Source organism: Streptomyces sp. NPDC051555, assembly GCF_044454405.1.
Lineage (GTDB): Bacteria > Actinomycetota > Actinomycetes > Streptomycetales > Streptomycetaceae > Streptomyces.
This window is the reverse complement of sequence record NZ_JBITDP010000001.1, coordinates 571584-587642: the sequence shown is the minus strand read 5'-3', so window position 1 is coordinate 587642 and position 16059 is coordinate 571584. Positions and strand designations below refer to the sequence as shown.

At 74.1% G+C, this 16059-nt stretch carries 14 protein-coding genes; 7 read left to right on the top strand and 7 right to left on the bottom strand.

Annotated elements, in window-relative coordinates; genetic code table 11:
* Positions 1 to 68 precede the first annotated feature (68 nt).
* Positions 69 to 905 (top strand): undecaprenyl-diphosphate phosphatase, encoded by an 837-nt coding sequence (locus tag ACIBEA_RS02460; RefSeq protein WP_399257055.1) that lies wholly within the window; start codon positions 69 to 71, stop codon positions 903 to 905.
* 15 nt (positions 906 to 920) lie between these two features.
* Here ACIBEA_RS02460 and ACIBEA_RS02455 read toward each other — a convergent pair whose 3' ends face one another.
* Entirely contained in the window at positions 921 to 1910 is a 990-nt protein-coding gene (locus ACIBEA_RS02455; protein WP_399257053.1) for an AEC family transporter, read from the bottom strand.
* Positions 1911 to 2055: 145 nt separating this feature from the next.
* Between ACIBEA_RS02455 and ACIBEA_RS02450 the strand changes: the two genes are divergently transcribed.
* Together ACIBEA_RS02450 and ACIBEA_RS02445 are read left to right on the top strand one after the other, a co-directional pair.
* The gene (locus tag ACIBEA_RS02450; protein WP_399257051.1) at positions 2056 to 3348 is read left to right on the top strand and encodes a sensor histidine kinase; all 1293 of its coding nucleotides are present in this window, start codon (positions 2056 to 2058) and stop codon (positions 3346 to 3348) included.
* Entirely contained in the window at positions 3345 to 4025 is a 681-nt protein-coding gene (locus tag ACIBEA_RS02445; protein WP_399257049.1) for a response regulator, read from the top strand. The genes ACIBEA_RS02450 and ACIBEA_RS02445 overlap by 4 nt, the downstream gene beginning before the upstream one ends.
* A gap of 24 nt (positions 4026 to 4049) precedes the next feature.
* On the opposite strand, the gene ACIBEA_RS02440 is transcribed toward ACIBEA_RS02445, so the two are convergent.
* The 3 genes from ACIBEA_RS02440 to ACIBEA_RS02430 form a co-directional block, all read right to left on the bottom strand.
* Positions 4050 to 4784, bottom strand: coding sequence for a DUF6193 family natural product biosynthesis protein (locus tag ACIBEA_RS02440; RefSeq protein WP_399257047.1), 735 nt, complete (start codon positions 4782 to 4784; stop codon positions 4050 to 4052).
* A gap of 66 nt (positions 4785 to 4850) precedes the next feature.
* Positions 4851 to 5840, bottom strand: a complete 990-nt coding sequence (locus ACIBEA_RS02435) for a hypothetical protein (RefSeq protein ID WP_399257045.1) — start codon at positions 5838 to 5840, stop codon at positions 4851 to 4853.
* Positions 5837 to 6463, bottom strand: a complete 627-nt coding sequence (locus ACIBEA_RS02430) for a helix-turn-helix transcriptional regulator (RefSeq protein WP_399257043.1) — start codon at positions 6461 to 6463, stop codon at positions 5837 to 5839. The genes ACIBEA_RS02435 and ACIBEA_RS02430 overlap by 4 nt, the downstream gene beginning before the upstream one ends.
* A 148-nt stretch (positions 6464 to 6611) precedes the next feature.
* Here ACIBEA_RS02430 and ACIBEA_RS02425 point away from each other — a divergent pair, with 148 nt between their 5' ends.
* Positions 6612 to 7643, top strand: a complete 1032-nt coding sequence (locus ACIBEA_RS02425) for an alpha/beta hydrolase (RefSeq protein WP_399257042.1) — start codon at positions 6612 to 6614, stop codon at positions 7641 to 7643.
* A complete protein-coding gene (locus ACIBEA_RS02420) occupies positions 7640 to 8872 on the top strand; it encodes an acyltransferase (protein WP_399257040.1) in 1233 nt (410 codons plus the stop codon). The genes ACIBEA_RS02425 and ACIBEA_RS02420 overlap by 4 nt, the downstream gene beginning before the upstream one ends.
* A gap of 31 nt (positions 8873 to 8903) precedes the next feature.
* Here the strand turns inward: ACIBEA_RS02420 and ACIBEA_RS02415 are convergent, their stop codons facing one another.
* Positions 8904 to 9326 carry a DUF350 domain-containing protein gene (locus tag ACIBEA_RS02415; protein ID WP_399257038.1) on the bottom strand — a complete coding sequence of 141 codons (423 nt, stop codon included), beginning with the start codon at positions 9324 to 9326 and terminating at the stop codon, positions 8904 to 8906.
* Between the two features lie 103 nt (positions 9327 to 9429).
* On the opposite strand from ACIBEA_RS02415, the gene ACIBEA_RS02410 reads away from it, so the two are divergent.
* On the top strand, positions 9430 to 11253 hold the full coding sequence (locus ACIBEA_RS02410; RefSeq protein ID WP_399257036.1) for a GNAT family N-acetyltransferase: 1824 nt from the start codon (positions 9430 to 9432) through the stop codon (positions 11251 to 11253).
* Here the strand turns inward: ACIBEA_RS02410 and ACIBEA_RS02405 are convergent.
* Complete coding sequence (locus tag ACIBEA_RS02405) at positions 11208 to 13250, bottom strand: AMP-binding protein (RefSeq protein ID WP_399257034.1); 2043 nt, start codon at positions 13248 to 13250, stop codon at positions 11208 to 11210. The two genes, ACIBEA_RS02410 and ACIBEA_RS02405, sit on opposite strands and share 46 nt — an antisense overlap.
* Before the next feature lie 104 nt (positions 13251 to 13354).
* On the opposite strand from ACIBEA_RS02405, the gene ACIBEA_RS02400 reads away from it, so the two are divergent.
* Positions 13355 to 15250 (top strand): ABC transporter ATP-binding protein, encoded by a 1896-nt coding sequence (locus tag ACIBEA_RS02400; protein ID WP_399257032.1) that lies wholly within the window; start codon positions 13355 to 13357, stop codon positions 15248 to 15250.
* A gap of 75 nt (positions 15251 to 15325) precedes the next feature.
* Here the strand turns inward: ACIBEA_RS02400 and ACIBEA_RS02395 are convergent, their stop codons facing one another.
* Positions 15326 to 15970, bottom strand: coding sequence for a hypothetical protein (locus ACIBEA_RS02395; RefSeq protein ID WP_399257030.1), 645 nt, complete (start codon positions 15968 to 15970; stop codon positions 15326 to 15328).
* Between the last annotated feature and the right edge of the window lie 89 nt (positions 15971 to 16059).

Genomic DNA, 16059 nt, shown 5'->3' with positions numbered 1-16059 from the left:
CTTCGTCTTCTACACGCGTGTAGACGGCCAGGGGTCACCCGCGCGAACCAACCTCAGGGACGGGGCAATTGAGCACCATCGGCATAGGCCAGGCAGTCGTTCTCGGCATCGTCGAAGGAGTCACCGAATTCCTGCCGGTCTCCTCCACCGGCCATCTGAAGATCACCGAGGGTCTGATGGGGATTCCGGTGGACGACAAGGCCGTCGTCGCCTTCACCGCCGTGATCCAGGTGGGGGCCATCGCGGCGGTCCTCGTGTACTTCTTCAAGGACATCGTGCGGATCGTCTCGGCGTGGGGCCGCGGACTGGCCGACCGCGAGGAGCGCCACCACCACGACTACAAGTTCGCCTGGTGGGTCATCTACGCCACGATCCCCATCGTCGTCGTCGGGCTGGCCGCCAAGCCGCTGATCGAGGGGCCGCTCGCCTCGCTGTGGGTGGTGGCCGGCTCCCTGATCGTCGGCAGCGGCCTGATGTGGGCCGCCGACCAGATGGGCCGACACCGGCGCGGCGAACAGGACACGCGCCTCAAGGACGCGATGCTCGTGGGCTCCTCGCAGATCCTCGCCCTGCTCTTCCCCGGCTTCTCCCGCTCCGGCGCCACCATGTCCACCGGCCTGATCCTCGACCTCGAACGCGTCGCCGCCACCCGCCTGTCCTTCTTCCTCGGCATCCCCGCCCTCACCGGCGCCGGCCTGTACGAGCTCAAGGACGCGGTCGGCGCCGGGGTGGACCTCGCGCCCCTGGCGGTCGGCACCCTGGTGTCCTTCGTCGTCGCCTACGCCTCGATCGCCTGGCTGCTGAAGTTCGTCGCGAAGCACTCCTTCAACGCCTTCGTCCTCTACCGGATCGCCATCGGCGTCCTGCTCTTCGGGCTGCTCGGCACCGGTGTGCTGAGCGCCTGACGGCCGTCCGTCGGGTCAGGCCGCCGCCCACTGGATCCAGAGCGGGAGCAGCAGCAGCGCCGCGACCGAACTCTTGATCACCAGGGCGGCGGAGAGGTCCACGCCGACGTCGTAGCGCTGGGCGAAGATGAAGAGGTTCTGCGGGGTGGGCATCGCGGCGATCAGCACCAGGTAGTTCAGCCAGTCCCCCGTGACGCCGAACAGGCCGCCGCAGACGCCCCAGGCGAGCAGCGGGAAGGCCAGGCACTTGAAGGCGATCAGCGCGATCTCCTCGCGGGTCGTGCCCCGGACGTCGAGGCCGAGACCGCCGAGGTGGAGGCCGAGGGCGAAGAGCGCGACCGGCGAGGCGCTGTCGCCGACGAAGGCGAAGCCGTCGAGGACCACCTTCGGGACGGGCAGCGCGAGCAGGTTGAGGAGGATGCCCGCGTTGCAGGCGAGCACGAGCGGCGTGGTCAGCGAGGCGACGACGGCCCGGGCGAGCCGGACGGGCCGCGAGGCCCCGCCGGCGGCGGCCGCTCCGTCGCCGGGCGCGCCGCCCTCGGCCGCGTCGTCGGCGCGGCCGAGCTCCATGACGGAGATGACGACGAGGGACAGCACGCAGACCTGGAACAGCAGCACCGGGAAGATCGGCGCCGCGTCGCCGAACACGGTGATGAAGACGGGCACCGCGAAGTAGGCGGTGTTGACCTGGACGCCCGCCATGATCCGCAGGGCCACTCCGCGCGGCTCCCGCACCCCCCGGGCCCGGGCGGCGAGCCCGACCATGAGGACGGCGAGCGCGGCGGTGGCCGCGTAGCCCGACAGTGCGCGCCAGTTGAACAGGGCGCCGAGGTCGCTCGCGTAGATGTTGCCGAAGAGGTAACAGGGGACGGCGAAGAGGAAGGCGTAGTCCGCGAAGGCCTTGGACGCCTCGGCGGGTACGACCTTGCGCCTGGCGAGCACCGCACCGCAGCCGAAGGCCAGCAGGACCGGCAGCAGTTTCTCCAACGTGGCCACCGAACCCATGCCCCGACCCCTGACGCTCGCGCTGTCCCTGGTGACGTCGTCCCCCGGCGCCACCGAGACCCTATCCCCAGGCAAGATCCACCCGGCACGGCCGGGCCACGGCACCGGACGCCGGGCACCGGGCACCCCCTAGGCTGGACGGATCATGCGAAGCGAAGAGATGTCCGGTCCCCCGCCCGGGCTGACCGCGGTGCTGCGGACCCCGGCCAGAGCCGCGGAGCCGTTGTTCGCGCAGGCCCCGAAGCGGTGGCAGCGCCGGCTGCCCTACGCGGTCGTCGCGGTCGCCGTGCTCACCCTGCTGCCCGTGACGATCACGGTCCTCACCAACGACTACAAGGCGGGGGGCGGCTGGGCGGGCGCGCTGGGCGTGGCGCAGACCGTGCCGCTGCTGCTCGCGGTGACCCGGCCGCTGGCCGCGTGGGCGCTGGTGCTCGCGGCCGACACCGTGGGCGCCCTCGTACTGGTCCACGCCGACCGGATCGCCGGGCAGACCTGGCCGTGGACGCCCATGGTCATCGTCGGGTACCTGCTCCTGATGGCCTGCCTGGGGCTGCGCGAGTCGATCCGGACCCTGATCGGGGTGTGGCTGGCGACCGGGGCGGTCGGGGTGCTGCTCGGTTTCCTCCCACCGGACGGGGTGACGAACACGAACGCGCTCCTGTTCGTGCTGGCCGGCGTCATGCTGGTGGTGACCGGGGCGCTGCGCGGGGTGGGCGACGCCCAGCGGCGGGTCGCCGAGCAGGAGAGCATCAGCGAGGCCGAGCGCGCCGGGCGCACCCTGTTGGAGGAGCGGGCCAGGATCGCCCGGGAGTTGCACGACGTGGTGGCCCATCACATGTCGGTGATCACCGTGCAGGCGGACTCCGCGCCGTACCGGCTGCCGGACATGCCCGAGGAGGTGCGCCAGGAGTTCACCGCGATCGCGGCGAGCGCCCGGGAGTCGCTGGGCGAGATGCGGCGGCTGCTGCTGGTGCTCCGGGGCGACGGGGTGGACGGCGAGCGGGCTCCGCAGCCGGGGCTGGCGCGGGTGCAACAGCTGGTGGAGGCGACCGTACGGGCGGGTCTGCCGGTGGAGCTGTCGATGACGGCGCAGGCGGCGCTGGCGGCCGAGGCCGTGCCCGCGGTGGACCTGTCGGCGTACCGGATCGTGCAGGAGGCACTGGCCAATGTGGTGCGGCACGCGCCGGGGGCGACGACCCGGGTCTCGGTGCGCCACGACGCGGGCGCCGCGGACGAGGTGTTGGTACTCGTGGTCAACGGGCGGGCCCGCAGCGCGCCGGTGCGGTTGGAGGGGCCGGGCACCGGTCACGGTCTGATCGGCATGCGCGAGCGCGTACGGTTGACGGGCGGGACGCTGGACACCGGTCCGCTTCCCGACGGCGGCTTCCGGGTCGCCGCCCGCCTGCCGTTGCACCCCGCTGCCGAGGACGCCAGTTGACCATCCGCGTGATCATCGTCGACGACCAGGCCATGGTGCGGGCGGGGTTCGCCGCACTGCTGTCGGCGCAGGCCGACATCGACGTCGTGGGCGAGGCTCCCGACGGCCGGCGCGGCATCGAGGTGGCGCGGGCCGCGCACCCCGACGTGGTGCTGATGGACGTACGGATGCCGGAGATGGACGGGTTGACGGCGGCGCGCGCCCTGCTCGGACCGGCGCCCGGTGTGGTGCACAGGCCGAAGGTGCTGATGCTGACCACCTTCGACATCGACGACTACGTGTACGAGGCGCTGCGCGCGGGCGCCTCCGGCTTCCTGCTCAAGGACGCGCCCCCGGCCGACCTGATCGCGGCGGTCCGGGTGGTCGCCTCGGGCGAGGCCCTGCTGGCGCCGTCGGTGACCCGGCGGCTGATCGCGGACTTCGTGCAGCGGCGGCCCGCGCCCCGCAAGGATCCGGCGCTCCGGTTGAACGGGCTGACCCCGCGGGAGACCGAGGTGCTGGAGCTGATCGCGCGCGGGCTGTCGAACCAGGAGATCGCCGGGCACCTGGTGCTGGCCGAGCAGACGGTCAAGACGCACATCGGGCGGGTCCTGGGCAAGTTGGACCTGCGGGACCGGGCGCAGGCCGTCATCTTCGCCTACGAGGCGGGGCTGGTCCGGCCGGGCGACGGCGCCTGAGGCCCCGTCCCGTCGCGCGCGGGGTCATGGGTGCGGGACGGCGTCCTCAGGGAGGCCGGCGAGGACGATCGCGACGGCCCCCGCCGCATCCTCCGCGTCCTGGAGCCGACCGTCGGCGAAACGGATCCGGTAGCCGCCGCCCTTGACCGGCATGGTCCGCGGCAGGTCGCGGCAGATCGGTGGGGCGGCCCCGCGGCTGAAGGTGAGCCATTGCATGCTCTGCCCCGGCGACAGGACCCGCAGCCTCGGCTCCGCGAAGGCGGCCCGCAGGAGTTCCCCCATCGCGGTGTCGCCCCTCTGCTCGGCGGAGCCGCGCAGGGAGCGCCAGCGCGCCGGCACCGCGTCGCCCCGCTCGTAGGCCTCGGCCAGCTCCCAGGTCCGCAGGAACGGCCACTGCGCGACGAGCTCCCGCAGGCGGTGCCCGCGCATCCAGGAGTGCAGCGCCCCGACGACCTCGGACAGTTCCTCGGTGCGGCCGGTGGCCATGCTGACATCGGCGGCCCAGCACGTGACGGAGAAGGAGCGGTCGCCGATGCTCATGAGGACCTGCGCCGCGCGGCCGTCGGCCGTCACCTGTGCGGCCACCACGCGCCAGCCCGGTGCGGACGTCAGCTCGACCGCGAGCGGCAGGCCCGCCCGATCGGCCGCTTCCTGGAGGGCGCCCCGCAGCGAACCGGACGCGAGGACCTCGGGATAGTACGACAGGTACGCGGGCACCGGATCTCGCGGCGGCGGGTCTGCGGGCGGTGTGTCGGACATGCCGTCAAGTCTGCCAGGGGCGCGGTCGGTGCCCACCGGCGCCGTTGCGCAGGGGCCGCCCGGCCGTCAGACGCTGAAGCGTTCGACGAGCATCTTCATGGTGTCGAAGGCCGGCTTGGGAGAGTAGTCGTCGGCGGTGAGTCCGAACTGATGGAACAGCCCCGTTCGGGCGCTGTCGGCGTCGCGCAGCGCGAAATGCGTGTAACCGCTCAGGTGGAGTTGGCTCGATCGGGCGGCGATCACACTCACCACGGTCTCGACGACGTCGGCCTGCCGCTGCGGGTGGCGTTCAGGTCCGGTGGGCCACCCGTGCTCGGTGATGTGCAGCGGTAGATGCTCCAGGCCGGCCGGCGCCATCACCGAGTCGCGGTGATGACGCAACAGCCCCTCGACGGCGTGCGCGAGGGCGGGTGCGGCGACGGGTCGGAAGACGTCGGGAAAGAAGTCCAGGCCCACGTAGTCCAGATCGGCTATGAAGTCTCCTCCCCCGAAGTCGGTCAGATCGGTGAGGAAGGAGGTTGCCGGCCCGAAGAGGGGAGTGGTGTTGAATCCGACCCGTAGGCCTGTGTACCCGAGTTCACGTGCTCGCGCTTTGACGACGGAGACCCCGCGGACGATCGCCTCGTGCACCGCCGGGTAGTAGCCGTCCAGTATCGGGTTCGACGTGACGTTGGGCTCTTCCGTCACTTGCAACGTGCTCGTGACCGCGCCGTACTGCTCGACCAGCTCGCGCAGGAAATCGCAGTAGCCGTCGACGTCTCCGGCCGCGGACCGGTACTGCGCCACCAGGTCCAGACGGCGCCCCCGGACGGCGTATCGGGCCGCGGCGGCCGGCGCCGCGGTCGCGTGCGGCTCGCCGAGGCGGGTGGCATCGTCGAAGCTCAGGTAGGCGCGTACCAGGAACGGGCGGCCCGGTCGGCCCTGGAGGCGGTCGAGTGCGCTCGACACGAGGGCCGGGTCATCGGGCGGGCCGCCGGCCAGGCCCCCGGTGTCGTCACCGGCGACTCCGCCCGGGTAGATCCCGAAGAGCAAGCCGTCTTGCGCTAAAGATGTCACGCGTTCGATCCCTTTCGGTTCGGCGTTTCAGAGGGTGCGGAGGGTGTCGCCGCACCGGTCGGCCACGTCAGCGAGCCGGTGCGGAGGTCATCGATGACCGAGGCGATCCATGTCGTCTCGGCGCGAGCGAGGCACAGCGCGTATTCGGCTTCGATGACGTACAGGCGGGGCGCGCCCGCCGCCAAGGCCTCCGCGAGGCGTTCTTCATCGGCGGCCGTGCGCTGCTGGAGGCGTCGGGCACGCTCGGCCAGGGCCTCCACCGCGCCGCTCATCCCGAGGGCGCCGAGATAGCTGACCGCGCCCAGGAACTGCGAGAACTCGCGCTGTGGGTTGCGGATCTGGGAGTCCAGCCGTCGTACGAGTTCGTCGTGCCCCTCCTCCGTGAGGGCGTAGACGGTCCTCTCCGGACGGTTTCCCGCGCGCTGCTGGCCTTGCGAGGCGAGCCAGCCCGCTTCGGCCAGGGCGGCAACGGTGTTGTAGAGCGTGCCCCGCGTGATCGCGGCGGCGTGGCTTTCGCTGCGTCTTCGCAGTTCGGCAAGCATCTGGTGCGGGTGCGAGGGCTGTTCGAGCAGGAGGCCCAGCACGGCCAGAACGATCGGGTTGTCGAGGGCGCGACGCGGCATAGTCGAACTCTATCAGTCCAAATAAACTATTAGGTGGTCTCCTCCACCCCCTACCCAGGTATGACAGCGCACTTGGCTCCCTGGTGCGATGTCCGGTTCGGCACCTTCTTCCTACCTTCCTCCTCGACACGAGGAGAGGAGAAGGGGCATGCGCCGCTTCGGGAGGACGCTGGTCACCGCCGTACTGACGGCGGCCGTCATCACGGGGACCGCCGGCTGGGCGTCCGCCGACGCGCAGGCGGCGGTCACCGGCCCGCTCCCCGGGACCACGGCCTGGCTGGCGGTGCGGGGGCTGCCCGATCCGACCACCGCCGCACCGGGCGCGGTGGCCCGCTTCTTCGCCGCGCTGCCCCCGGAGGAGGCGCACGCCCTGGTACGCCGGCACCCGCTGGTCGTCGGCAATCTGGACGGCGTGCCCGTGGCCCTGCGGTACCGGGCGAACCGGATCTCGATCCTGGCCTCCGGTGACGGCCGGTACCTCTCGCTCGCCGGGTCCGAGCGTCGGATCCTCGCCTTCGACCCGCGCGGGCGCGGGCAGGTCGTCGAGGTCTTCGGGGACCTGGCGCACGCGGAGCACGTGGCCGTGGTCGTGCCGGGTTCCGACAACGACGCGCGGACGCACGACCGTGCGCGCCAGGCGTACAGCGGCCCCGCCGGGATGGCCCGCGCCCTGCGCGCCGCCAGCGGCGACACCACCGCCGTGGTGGCCTGGACGGGCTACACCACCCCCGTCGGGGTGGGGCTCGACGCCGCCCGCGTCCGGCTCGCGGAGGCCGGCGCGACCCGCTTGACCCGTTTCCTCGCGGGCCTCGACGCCGTCGGCGCCCCGCGGCCGGCGCTGTTCTGCCACAGCTACGGCTCGGTGGTCTGCGGGCTGGCCGCCCGCCACGCGGACGCGCGGGACATCGTGGTGCTCGGCTCCCCCGGCATGCACGCGGAGCGCGCGGCCGCGCTGGGGACCCGGGCCCGCGTGTGGGCCGCGAAGGGCCCCTCCGACTGGATCGACGACGTGCCGAACGTCGAGTTCGCCGGGCTCGGGCACGGCGCCGACCCGACGTCGGCCGCGTTCGGCGCCCGGCGGGTCCCCGCCGCCGACGCCGAGGGCCACACCGGCTACTTCGTCCCCGGGACACAGTCCCTGGCGGCCTTCGTCGCGATCACGACGGGAGCGGCCCGATGAGCGGCGCGACCCGCACCGGCCCCTCCGTCGGGGGGCTGCGCCGCCTCGCCCGGCGCATCGACCGGGACACCCCGGCCCACCGTGACCGCGCGATCGACGCGCTGCGCGCGATCGCGCTGCTGGCCGTCCCCACCGGGCACTGGATGCTGGGCGGTTTCACCCTGGACGGCGCGGGCGCGCTGCACAACGCGAGCCCGCTCTCCTCCTTCGCCGCGCTCGCGCCCGCCAGTTGGGTGCTCCAGATGCTCGGCATCTTCTTCCTGGTCGGCGGGTACGCCTCGGTGCTGTCCTACCACCGCCGCACGGGCTCGACGGGGGCTTGGCTGCGGGGCCGGATCGCCCGGCTGGGCCGCCCGGTGCTCGGCGTCACCGCCGTGTGGGCCGTGCTCGCGCCGCTGCTGTACGCGGCGGGGGTGCCGGTGACGACCCTGCGGACCGGGGCGACGCTGGTGGTCCAACCCCTGTGGTTCGTGGGGGTGTACGCGGTGGTGACCGCCCTGACCCCGTACTGCGTGCGCGCGGCGCGGCGGCTCGGCGGCTGGGCGGCGGCGCCGCTGCTCGCTTCGGTCGCCGTGGTGGACTTCCTGCGCTACGGGCCGTACGCGGACGCCGTGCCGAACTGGGTGGCCCTGGTGAACATCCTGCCGGGCTGGCTGTTCGCCTATCAGCTCGGCGTCTCCTGGGGCGAGGGCCGGATCGGGCGGCGCGGCGCCGCACTGCTGTGCGCGGGCGGCACGGCGCTCTTCGCGGTCCTGCTGCTGCTCTTCCACTACCCGGCGTCCATGGTCGGCGTACCGGGCGCGGCCCGTACCAACTCGCACCCGCCGTCGCTGCTGGTCCTGGCGCTGGCCGCGGCCCAGTCCGGGGCGGCGATCCTGGTCCGCGACCGGCTCGCGCGGTGGCTGGCGCGGCCGGCCCTGTGGGCTCCGGTGGTCGTCGTCAACCTGTCCGCGATGACCGTCCTGTGCTGGCACCAGAGCGCGATGCTGGCCGCGGCCGTGCCCGCCGCCGCCCTGGGCGGGCTCCCCGGGCTGACGACGGCCCCGGACACGGCGCTGTGGATCGTGCAGCGGCTGGCCTGGCTGCCGGTGTTCGCGACGCTGCTCGTGCTCATCGCCCGGTACGCCCGGCGCTTCGAGGCCCCGTGGGCCCGGTCGACGGCTGCGCGGCGCACCGCGGCGGGCCTGCTGTCGGCGGGATTCGCCGTCTTCGCCCTGGGCCTGGCCTAGGGCCTGGCCTCAGGGCTGCGCGGAGGTGGGGTCAGGAGATCGAGGCCGCCACGATGGCCGCGACCGCGAGGTTGCAGGAGGCGGTGACCCAGACGGCCGGGTGCGGCTGCGGGTCGACCACGATCGCACCGAGCTTGCCGGGGGTGAAGAGGTCCAGGACCAGGAAGGCCAGCCCCATCAGGACCAGGCCGAGCACGCCGAAGGCGGCGGTGCTCAGCAGCCCCTTGCCGAAGTCGTCGTAGGTGGTCCAGATCGAGGTGAACACGATCCCGCCGACGCCGAGCAGTGCCGAGCTGAGCTGCAGGGCCGCGTTGCGGTTGCGCTCCTCCCAGATCTGCTTGCGGAGCGCACCGGGGGTCAGCACGTCCACCAGGACGATGCCGAGGATCAGCAGCACCAGGCCGAGGGCGCCGAAGGCGCTGGTGCGGCCGAGTCCGTTGATGATGTCGCTCATTGAGGGGCCTGTCTCCGCGTGGGTGGAAAGGGGATGCGAGGAGCCGCGTGGGGAAGGGAAAACCTATCGCACGGCCGTCCCGGCCGGGGATGGGGAGGCACGGATGGTTCGGGAAGCGGTGCGGGTGCGGGTACGGGCCGCCCGGCCGGACGAGGCGGCGGCGCTCGGCGCGCTCGCGCTGCGGTCGAAGGCGCACTGGGGGTACGACGAGGAGTTCCTGGCCGCCTGCGCCCCGGAGTTGGCGATCCGGGCCGAGGAGGTCGGGGCGCGCCGGGTCGTGGTCGCCGAGGCGTCGGGGTCCCGCCCGGAGCTGCTCGGCGTCGCCACGCTCGACGGGCGCCCGCCCGTGGCCGAACTGGGGCTGCTCTTCGTGGAACCGTCGGCCATCGGCCGCGGGGTGGGCCGGCGGCTGTACCGGGACGCGGTGCGCCGGGCCCGCGAACTGGGCTGCCGGACGCTGGTGATCGACGCCGACCCGCACGCCGCTGGGTTCTACCGGGCGATGGGGGCCCGTACGCCGGCCGGTGGCGCACCGGTGGCGGAGCTGGTGCGCTTCGAGGTGCGGCTCGGCGGGGCGGCGCCGTGGGTGGCGGCCTGGACCGGGGACCGGCCCACCGTGCACCTCGGAAACGTGGCCGAGTACAACGCGCAGTTCGGTGACGTCTCCCTGGACCGCGAGCAGCTCGCCGCGCACCACTACGCCGCTCTCGCCGCCTTCTACGGTCCCCGCCCCGCCGCGCTGGTCCTGCCCCGGCCGGTGCCCGCCTGGTGGGTGGAGCAGGTCGCGCGGCAACTGGACTGGCCGCGGGTGGAGGTCCACGACGCGCTGGCGCCCGACCGCCGCTCGCTGTCGGCCGCCGTGGGGGCGCGGCCCGCGCTCGCCGCCCGGCTGACCGGATCGGGGGCGGTGCTGGTGCCGTGGGGGCAGAGCCCGGACTTCGCCCGGCTGGCCGGGGGCGGGCCGTGGCGCCCCGAGGTGCTGCGGTACGAATCGAAGGCGGCCTCGCACGCGTTGTTCACCGAGATCGTGCGGGCGGGCGGTCACCCGGACGTGCTGGTCCCCCGGCAGTGGCGGCCGCGGGGCCGGTGGGCCGCGGCCCGCCTGGTGGCGGCGCGGACCCGGGCGGGCCTCGCCACCGTGCTCAAGTCGGAGCACGGGGTGGGTGGTTCGGGCACGCGGGTGCTCACGCCGGAGCGCGTGCGCGCGGCGGGCGGGGCCCTGGCGGCGCTGCGCGGGCTGCCGCGCGGACCGCTGCTCGCCGAGGAGTACGCGCACGACCCGGACACGGCGGTGCGCGACCTGACGTACGACGCCTTCGTGGACGCCGCGGGCCGCGTCCATCCGGTGGGCGCGGCGGTGATGGACGTGGTGGGCACCGGCTACCGCGGGGCCACGGTCGGGCCCGGAGTGGTCCCCGAGGTGGCGCGGGAGGCGCTGTCGGCCTTCGGCGGAGCGGTGGGCCGCGAGCTGGCCGCAGCGGGGTACCGGGGCTGGTTCGACGTGGACTTCGTGGGCGCCGGGCAGGGACGCCTCGCGCCGACCGAGACGAACCTGCGGCTGACGGGACCCTCCGCGGCCTTCGTCGTCAAGGCCCGGCTCGACGAACTGCGCGGCGGGGACCACCTGGTACGGATCATGGACCGGGTCGAGCTGGGGGCCCGGCTGCCCGAGGCCATGGCCGGGGAGCTGTGTGCCGCGCTGGCCCGCGGCTGCGCGGACCTCGGCGCCGTCTTCGTCCCGGCCATCCCCACCGCGGCCTTCGACCCGGCACCCTGGCTGGGGGTGCTGGTGGCCGCGCACACCCGGGAGGCGGTGGACGCGGCCGAGGAGATGGTGCGCGCCCGGGCGGCGGCCGTGGGAGCGCTGTTCGGGGAAGCCGCTCAGGACCCGGCGGAGGCTTCCGTGCGGGGGCCGCGGACGGCGTAGAGGGCGACGATCCCGGCGGCGATCATCAGCGGGACGTTGAAGGCGTAGACGAGGGCGGCCTGGCGGGGCCAGTCCTGCTTGGCGGCGAGCCGGTACAGGTTGTCCTGGGGCCACCAGGACACCAGCAGGTAGGTGATCGCCAGGTGCGCGGCCGTCCCGAGGACGCGGCCCCGCCCCTGGCCGAGCGTGCGGCGGCGGCCTGCGAGCAGGAACACCACGCCGAAGCCGAAGGCCAGCCATTCGAAGACGTACAGGACGAAGAACAGGTTCGCGTAGCCGCTGGGGACGGCGCCGAGGTCGGTCGAGCCGGGCCAGAGGATCCCGGTCAGGGACGCGGCGATCAGGGCGAGGGGCAGGGCCGCGCAGCCGACCGCGCACGAGGGGGACACGTCGCCGCCGGCAGCGGTGTACTTGCCCGAGCCGCGGGCGGCCCGCGCGGCGCCCGGTGCCACCGGCAGCGGGAGGGCCCCGCGGTCCTCGCGGCCCGAGCGGTCCCGGGGCAGGGCGCGCAGCCGGACCACCGTGCGGGGTATCTCCTCCGCGGGCAGCGCGTCGGCGAGGTGGCGGCCCACGGCCCCGGCGTCCGGCAGCTCCGCGTCGGCGGACGCTTCGGTGGAGGCGCCGCTGGAGGCGTCGGCGAAGGCGTGGGCCGGCGGGGCGACGTACGCGACGAGGCGGCCCCGCGCGGAGCCGTGGCGCTTCTCGCCGGGCTTCCCGCCGGATGCCGCGTCGAGCGCCGCGTCGGGCACCTCCCGCACCAGCGCCCCGCCGATCCGTGGATGGCCGCGCAGGAGGGACTCGATCCGGTAGGTGTCCAGGGTCCGGCGGCCGATCACCACCCGGTCCCGCTGTCGGCCGGCGAATTCCAGCAGCCCGTCCTCGCGCACACGGGCGAGGTCCCCGGTGGCGACGGCCCCGCCACCGTCCGGCGGAGTGAGCCGGACCTCGCCGCCCACCAGCTCCACCCGGCAGCCGGGAAAGGGGACGCCGAGCAGGCTGAGGCCCTCGGGCCCGGCCACCGGGTGCGCCAGCATGGGGAGCTCGAACCACGTGCCGACCCCCGCGGTCTCGGCCGGGCCGTACACGTTGAGCAGCCGGGCGCCCGGGCGCAACAGGGCGTGCAGGGAGGTCTGTTCATCGAGGTAGAGCCGGTCTCCGGTGACCGTGACCAGACGGACCGACCACGTGTCGGGGTCGGGCGTGCGGCCCGGGTCGCGCGCGCCGTCCCCGGCGGTGAACAGCCGGTGCGCCGACCCGGGGTCGGTGTGGACGACGGAGACCCGCTCGTCGCGGATCAGCCGGCGCAGCTCCTCCCGGCTCGCGGACGGGCGGTCCGGCAGCACCAGGGCTCCGCCGGAACACAGCGCCCGGGTCCAACCGGTGGCGAATCCACCGAGGTCGGGGCGGGCGGTGATCAGGTGCCGGTCCTCGGGGGTGAACCCGGCGACCTCGGCCCAGCCGTCGTGGGCGGCGAGCAGCCGGGCGTGGTCGATCCGCACCGCGCGCGCCCGCGCACCCCCGGTCAGGACGAACGCGGCCGGGTCGCCGCCGGCGGGGGCACCCACCCCGGCCGTCTCCACCGGCCGAGCGGCGATCTGCGGGGCCTCGGTGTCGAGACAGATGACGCGCCGGTCGCTCCCCTCGTCGAGGAAGGCCAGCAGCGCGCGGCGCGTGAGCAGGAGGAAGGGCGGGGCCTGCGCCAGCTGGCGCCGCGCCGCGGCGGGCTCGTCCGGATCGAGGAGGACGTAGGCGCCGCCCGCCTTGAGCACGGCGAGCAGCGCGGTCACGGCCTCCGGCCGGTCCGCGGTCGCGATGGCCACGGCGCCCCCGGGCTCCAGGCCGGCGGCGCGCAGGTGGCCCGCCAGGCGGCTGGATCCGCGGTCCAGTTCCCCGTAGTCGAGGACGGCCGCGCCACTGACGACGGCGGGCGCCCCGGGGTCCTCCCCCGCCCATCGGCGGAAGTGGTGGAGCACGCTGTCGGCGGGATCCGGATTCATGTGCCGATGATGCCACCGGGCACCGACGGCCCACGGGGGTACGGAACAATGGCTCTCCACCGGTCATTGACCTCAAGTTTGGTTGAGGTCCTAGAGTTCCTCGCATGTCTATGGAAATGACCGCCTGGTCCTCGCTGCACAACGCTCTCAACGCCCAGCAGGAGCGCCGGGTACCCACCCGCGAGAGCCTGCGGCGGGTCGTCGCCTTCGCCCGGCCGCACCGCCCTGGCCTGCTGCTCTTCCTGGTGCTGAGCATCGTCACGGCACTGCTGGCGGTGGCCACCCCGGTGCTCGCCAGCCGGGTCGTCGAGGCCATCGTCGGCGGCCGGGAGAGCGGTACGGTCACCCGGCTCGCCCTGCTCATCGCCGCCATCGCGGTGGTGGAGGCGGCCCTCGGCCTGTTCACCCGCAAGCTGTCGGCCACCCTCGGTGAGGGACTGATCCTCGACCTGCGCACGGCCGTCTTCGACCACGTGCAACGGATGCCGGTCGCCTTCTTCACCCGGACGAGGACCGGGGCCCTGGTCAGCCGCCTCAACAACGACGTCATCGGCGCGCAGCGGGCGTTCAGCAACACCCTCTCCGGGGTGGTCGGCAACACCGTGACCCTGCTGCTGACCCTGGCCGTCATGCTCAGCATCTCCTGGCAGATCACCCTGCTGGCGCTGGTGTTGCTGCCGCTCTTCGTGATCCCGGCGCGGCGTACGGGCGCCCGCATGGCGCGGATGCAGCGCGAGGCCGCCGCCCTGAACGCCTCGATGGGCACCCAGATGACGGAGCGGTTCTCCGCACCCGGGGCGACCTTGGTCAAGCTCTTCGGGCGGCCCGCCGACGAGTCGGCCGAGTTCGCGGCCCGGGCGGCGCGGGTGCGCGACATCGGGATCCGTACCGCGGTCGCCCAGTCCGCCTTCATCACCGCCCTCACCCTGGTCTCGGCGCTCGCGCTGGCCCTGGTCTACGGGCTCGGTGGGTACTACGCGCTGCGCGGCACCCTGAACGCCGGTTCCGTGGTGGCGCTGGCCCTGCTGCTGACCCGGCTGTACGCACCGCTGACCGCGCTCGCCGGGGCGCGGGTCGAGGTGATGAGCGCACTGGTCAGCTTCGAACGGGTCTTCGAGGTCCTCGACCTCGAACCGCTGATCGCCGAGAAGCCGGACGCCCGGGAGGTGCCGCAGGGCCCGGTGACGGTGGAGTTCGACGGGGTCTCCTTCGGCTACCCGTCCGCCGACAAGGTCTCGCTCGCCTCGCTGGAGGAGGTGGCGACCCTGGACACCCGCGGCGGCACCCAGGTGCTGCACGAGGTCTCGTTCCGCGCCGAGGCGGGCCGCATGATCGCCCTGGTGGGCTCGTCCGGCGCCGGGAAGTCCACCATCGCGCAGCTGCTGCCGCGACTGTACGACGCCGACGCGGGCGCGGTCCGACTGAACGGGGTCGACGTCCGCGACCTGAGCGCCGACTCGATCCGCGACACCCTCGGCATGGTCACCCAGGACGGGCACCTCTTCCACGAGTCGGTGCGGGCGAACCTGCTGCTGGCCCGGCCTCAGGCCACCGAGGAGGAGATCTGGGAGGCGCTGCGCCGCTCCCGGCTGGACGGGCTGGTCGCCTCGCTGCCGGACGGGCTGGACACCGTGGTCGGTGAGCGCGGCTACCGGCTCTCCGGCGGCGAGCGCCAACGGCTCACCATCGCCCGGCTGTTGCTGGCCCGCCAACGAGTGGTGATCCTCGACGAGGCCACGGCGCACCTGGACTCGACCTCCGAGGCGGCCGTGCAGGAGGCCCTGGGCGAGGCGCTCGCGGGGCGGACGGCCGTGGTGATCGCGCACCGGTTGTCGACCGTCCAGGCGGCGGACCAGATCCTGGTCGTCGAGGAGGGCCGGATCGTGGAACGCGGCACCCATGCGGAGCTGTTGGCCGTGGGCGGGCGGTACGAGGAGCTGTACCGGACCCAGTTCGCCGTGGCGGCCAGCGACGCGGGCGAGCCGGCCAAGGGGTCCTGACACCGCGGGCCGCCGCCGGGAAACCGGCCCGCGCCCCGGGCCGGACACCTGGGCCGCCCGGGCCGGGTCTCGGCGTCACCCCTCGGTCGGCAACCCCGCCGCCACGAGCAGCTGCTCTTCCGCGGGGCCGCCGATCAGACCTACGGGGGGTTCGTCCAGCCAGGCGTTCGGCGAGAGCCACCACGTCGCGGCGCCCCAGGGGTCGTGGTCCGCGTCCAGCCGTCGGTTCACCTCGCGGACCACGGCGACGGGCTGCCCGTCGGCGGCGAACTGGAAGACCGGCAGGCGGACCGAGCCGCCCGCCGCGCGCAGCCGGATGAGGCCCGGCGCGTAGGGGTCGCAGCCGCCCTCCAGCGCCTCCGCGTCGCCGATGGCCGGCTCGGCGAGCAGCCGGTCGCGCAGTTCGCCCAGTACCGGACCGACCATGCGGTGCCCGTCGAGGACGAGGACGGCCAGGTCGTCCGCGATGAAGCCGCGGTGTCCGGCGCTCGAAGCGGAGGCGGCCGGGGCCAGCCGGCTCTCGCCGGGGAAGCGGTCCGGCAGCTGCTCACCCAGCAGCCGGGCGGCCAGCAGGGCCGCGCGTTCGGCCACTTCGCCACTGGCCAGGCGCAACGAGGCCAGGAGCAGCGCGAGTTGGCGTAACGCCACGGGTGCCAGGCGGGGATGGAGGTCGTCCCACTCGGCAGCGGCGACGGCCAGCCGCGTATAGGGGTTCGTCACGTGGGCATCCGTTCACTGATCGTTGGTCGCGGACCGGAACGGGGGGAGTCACCGGCTCGCGCGGTCGGACGGTCCGGGCGGTCCGCCGC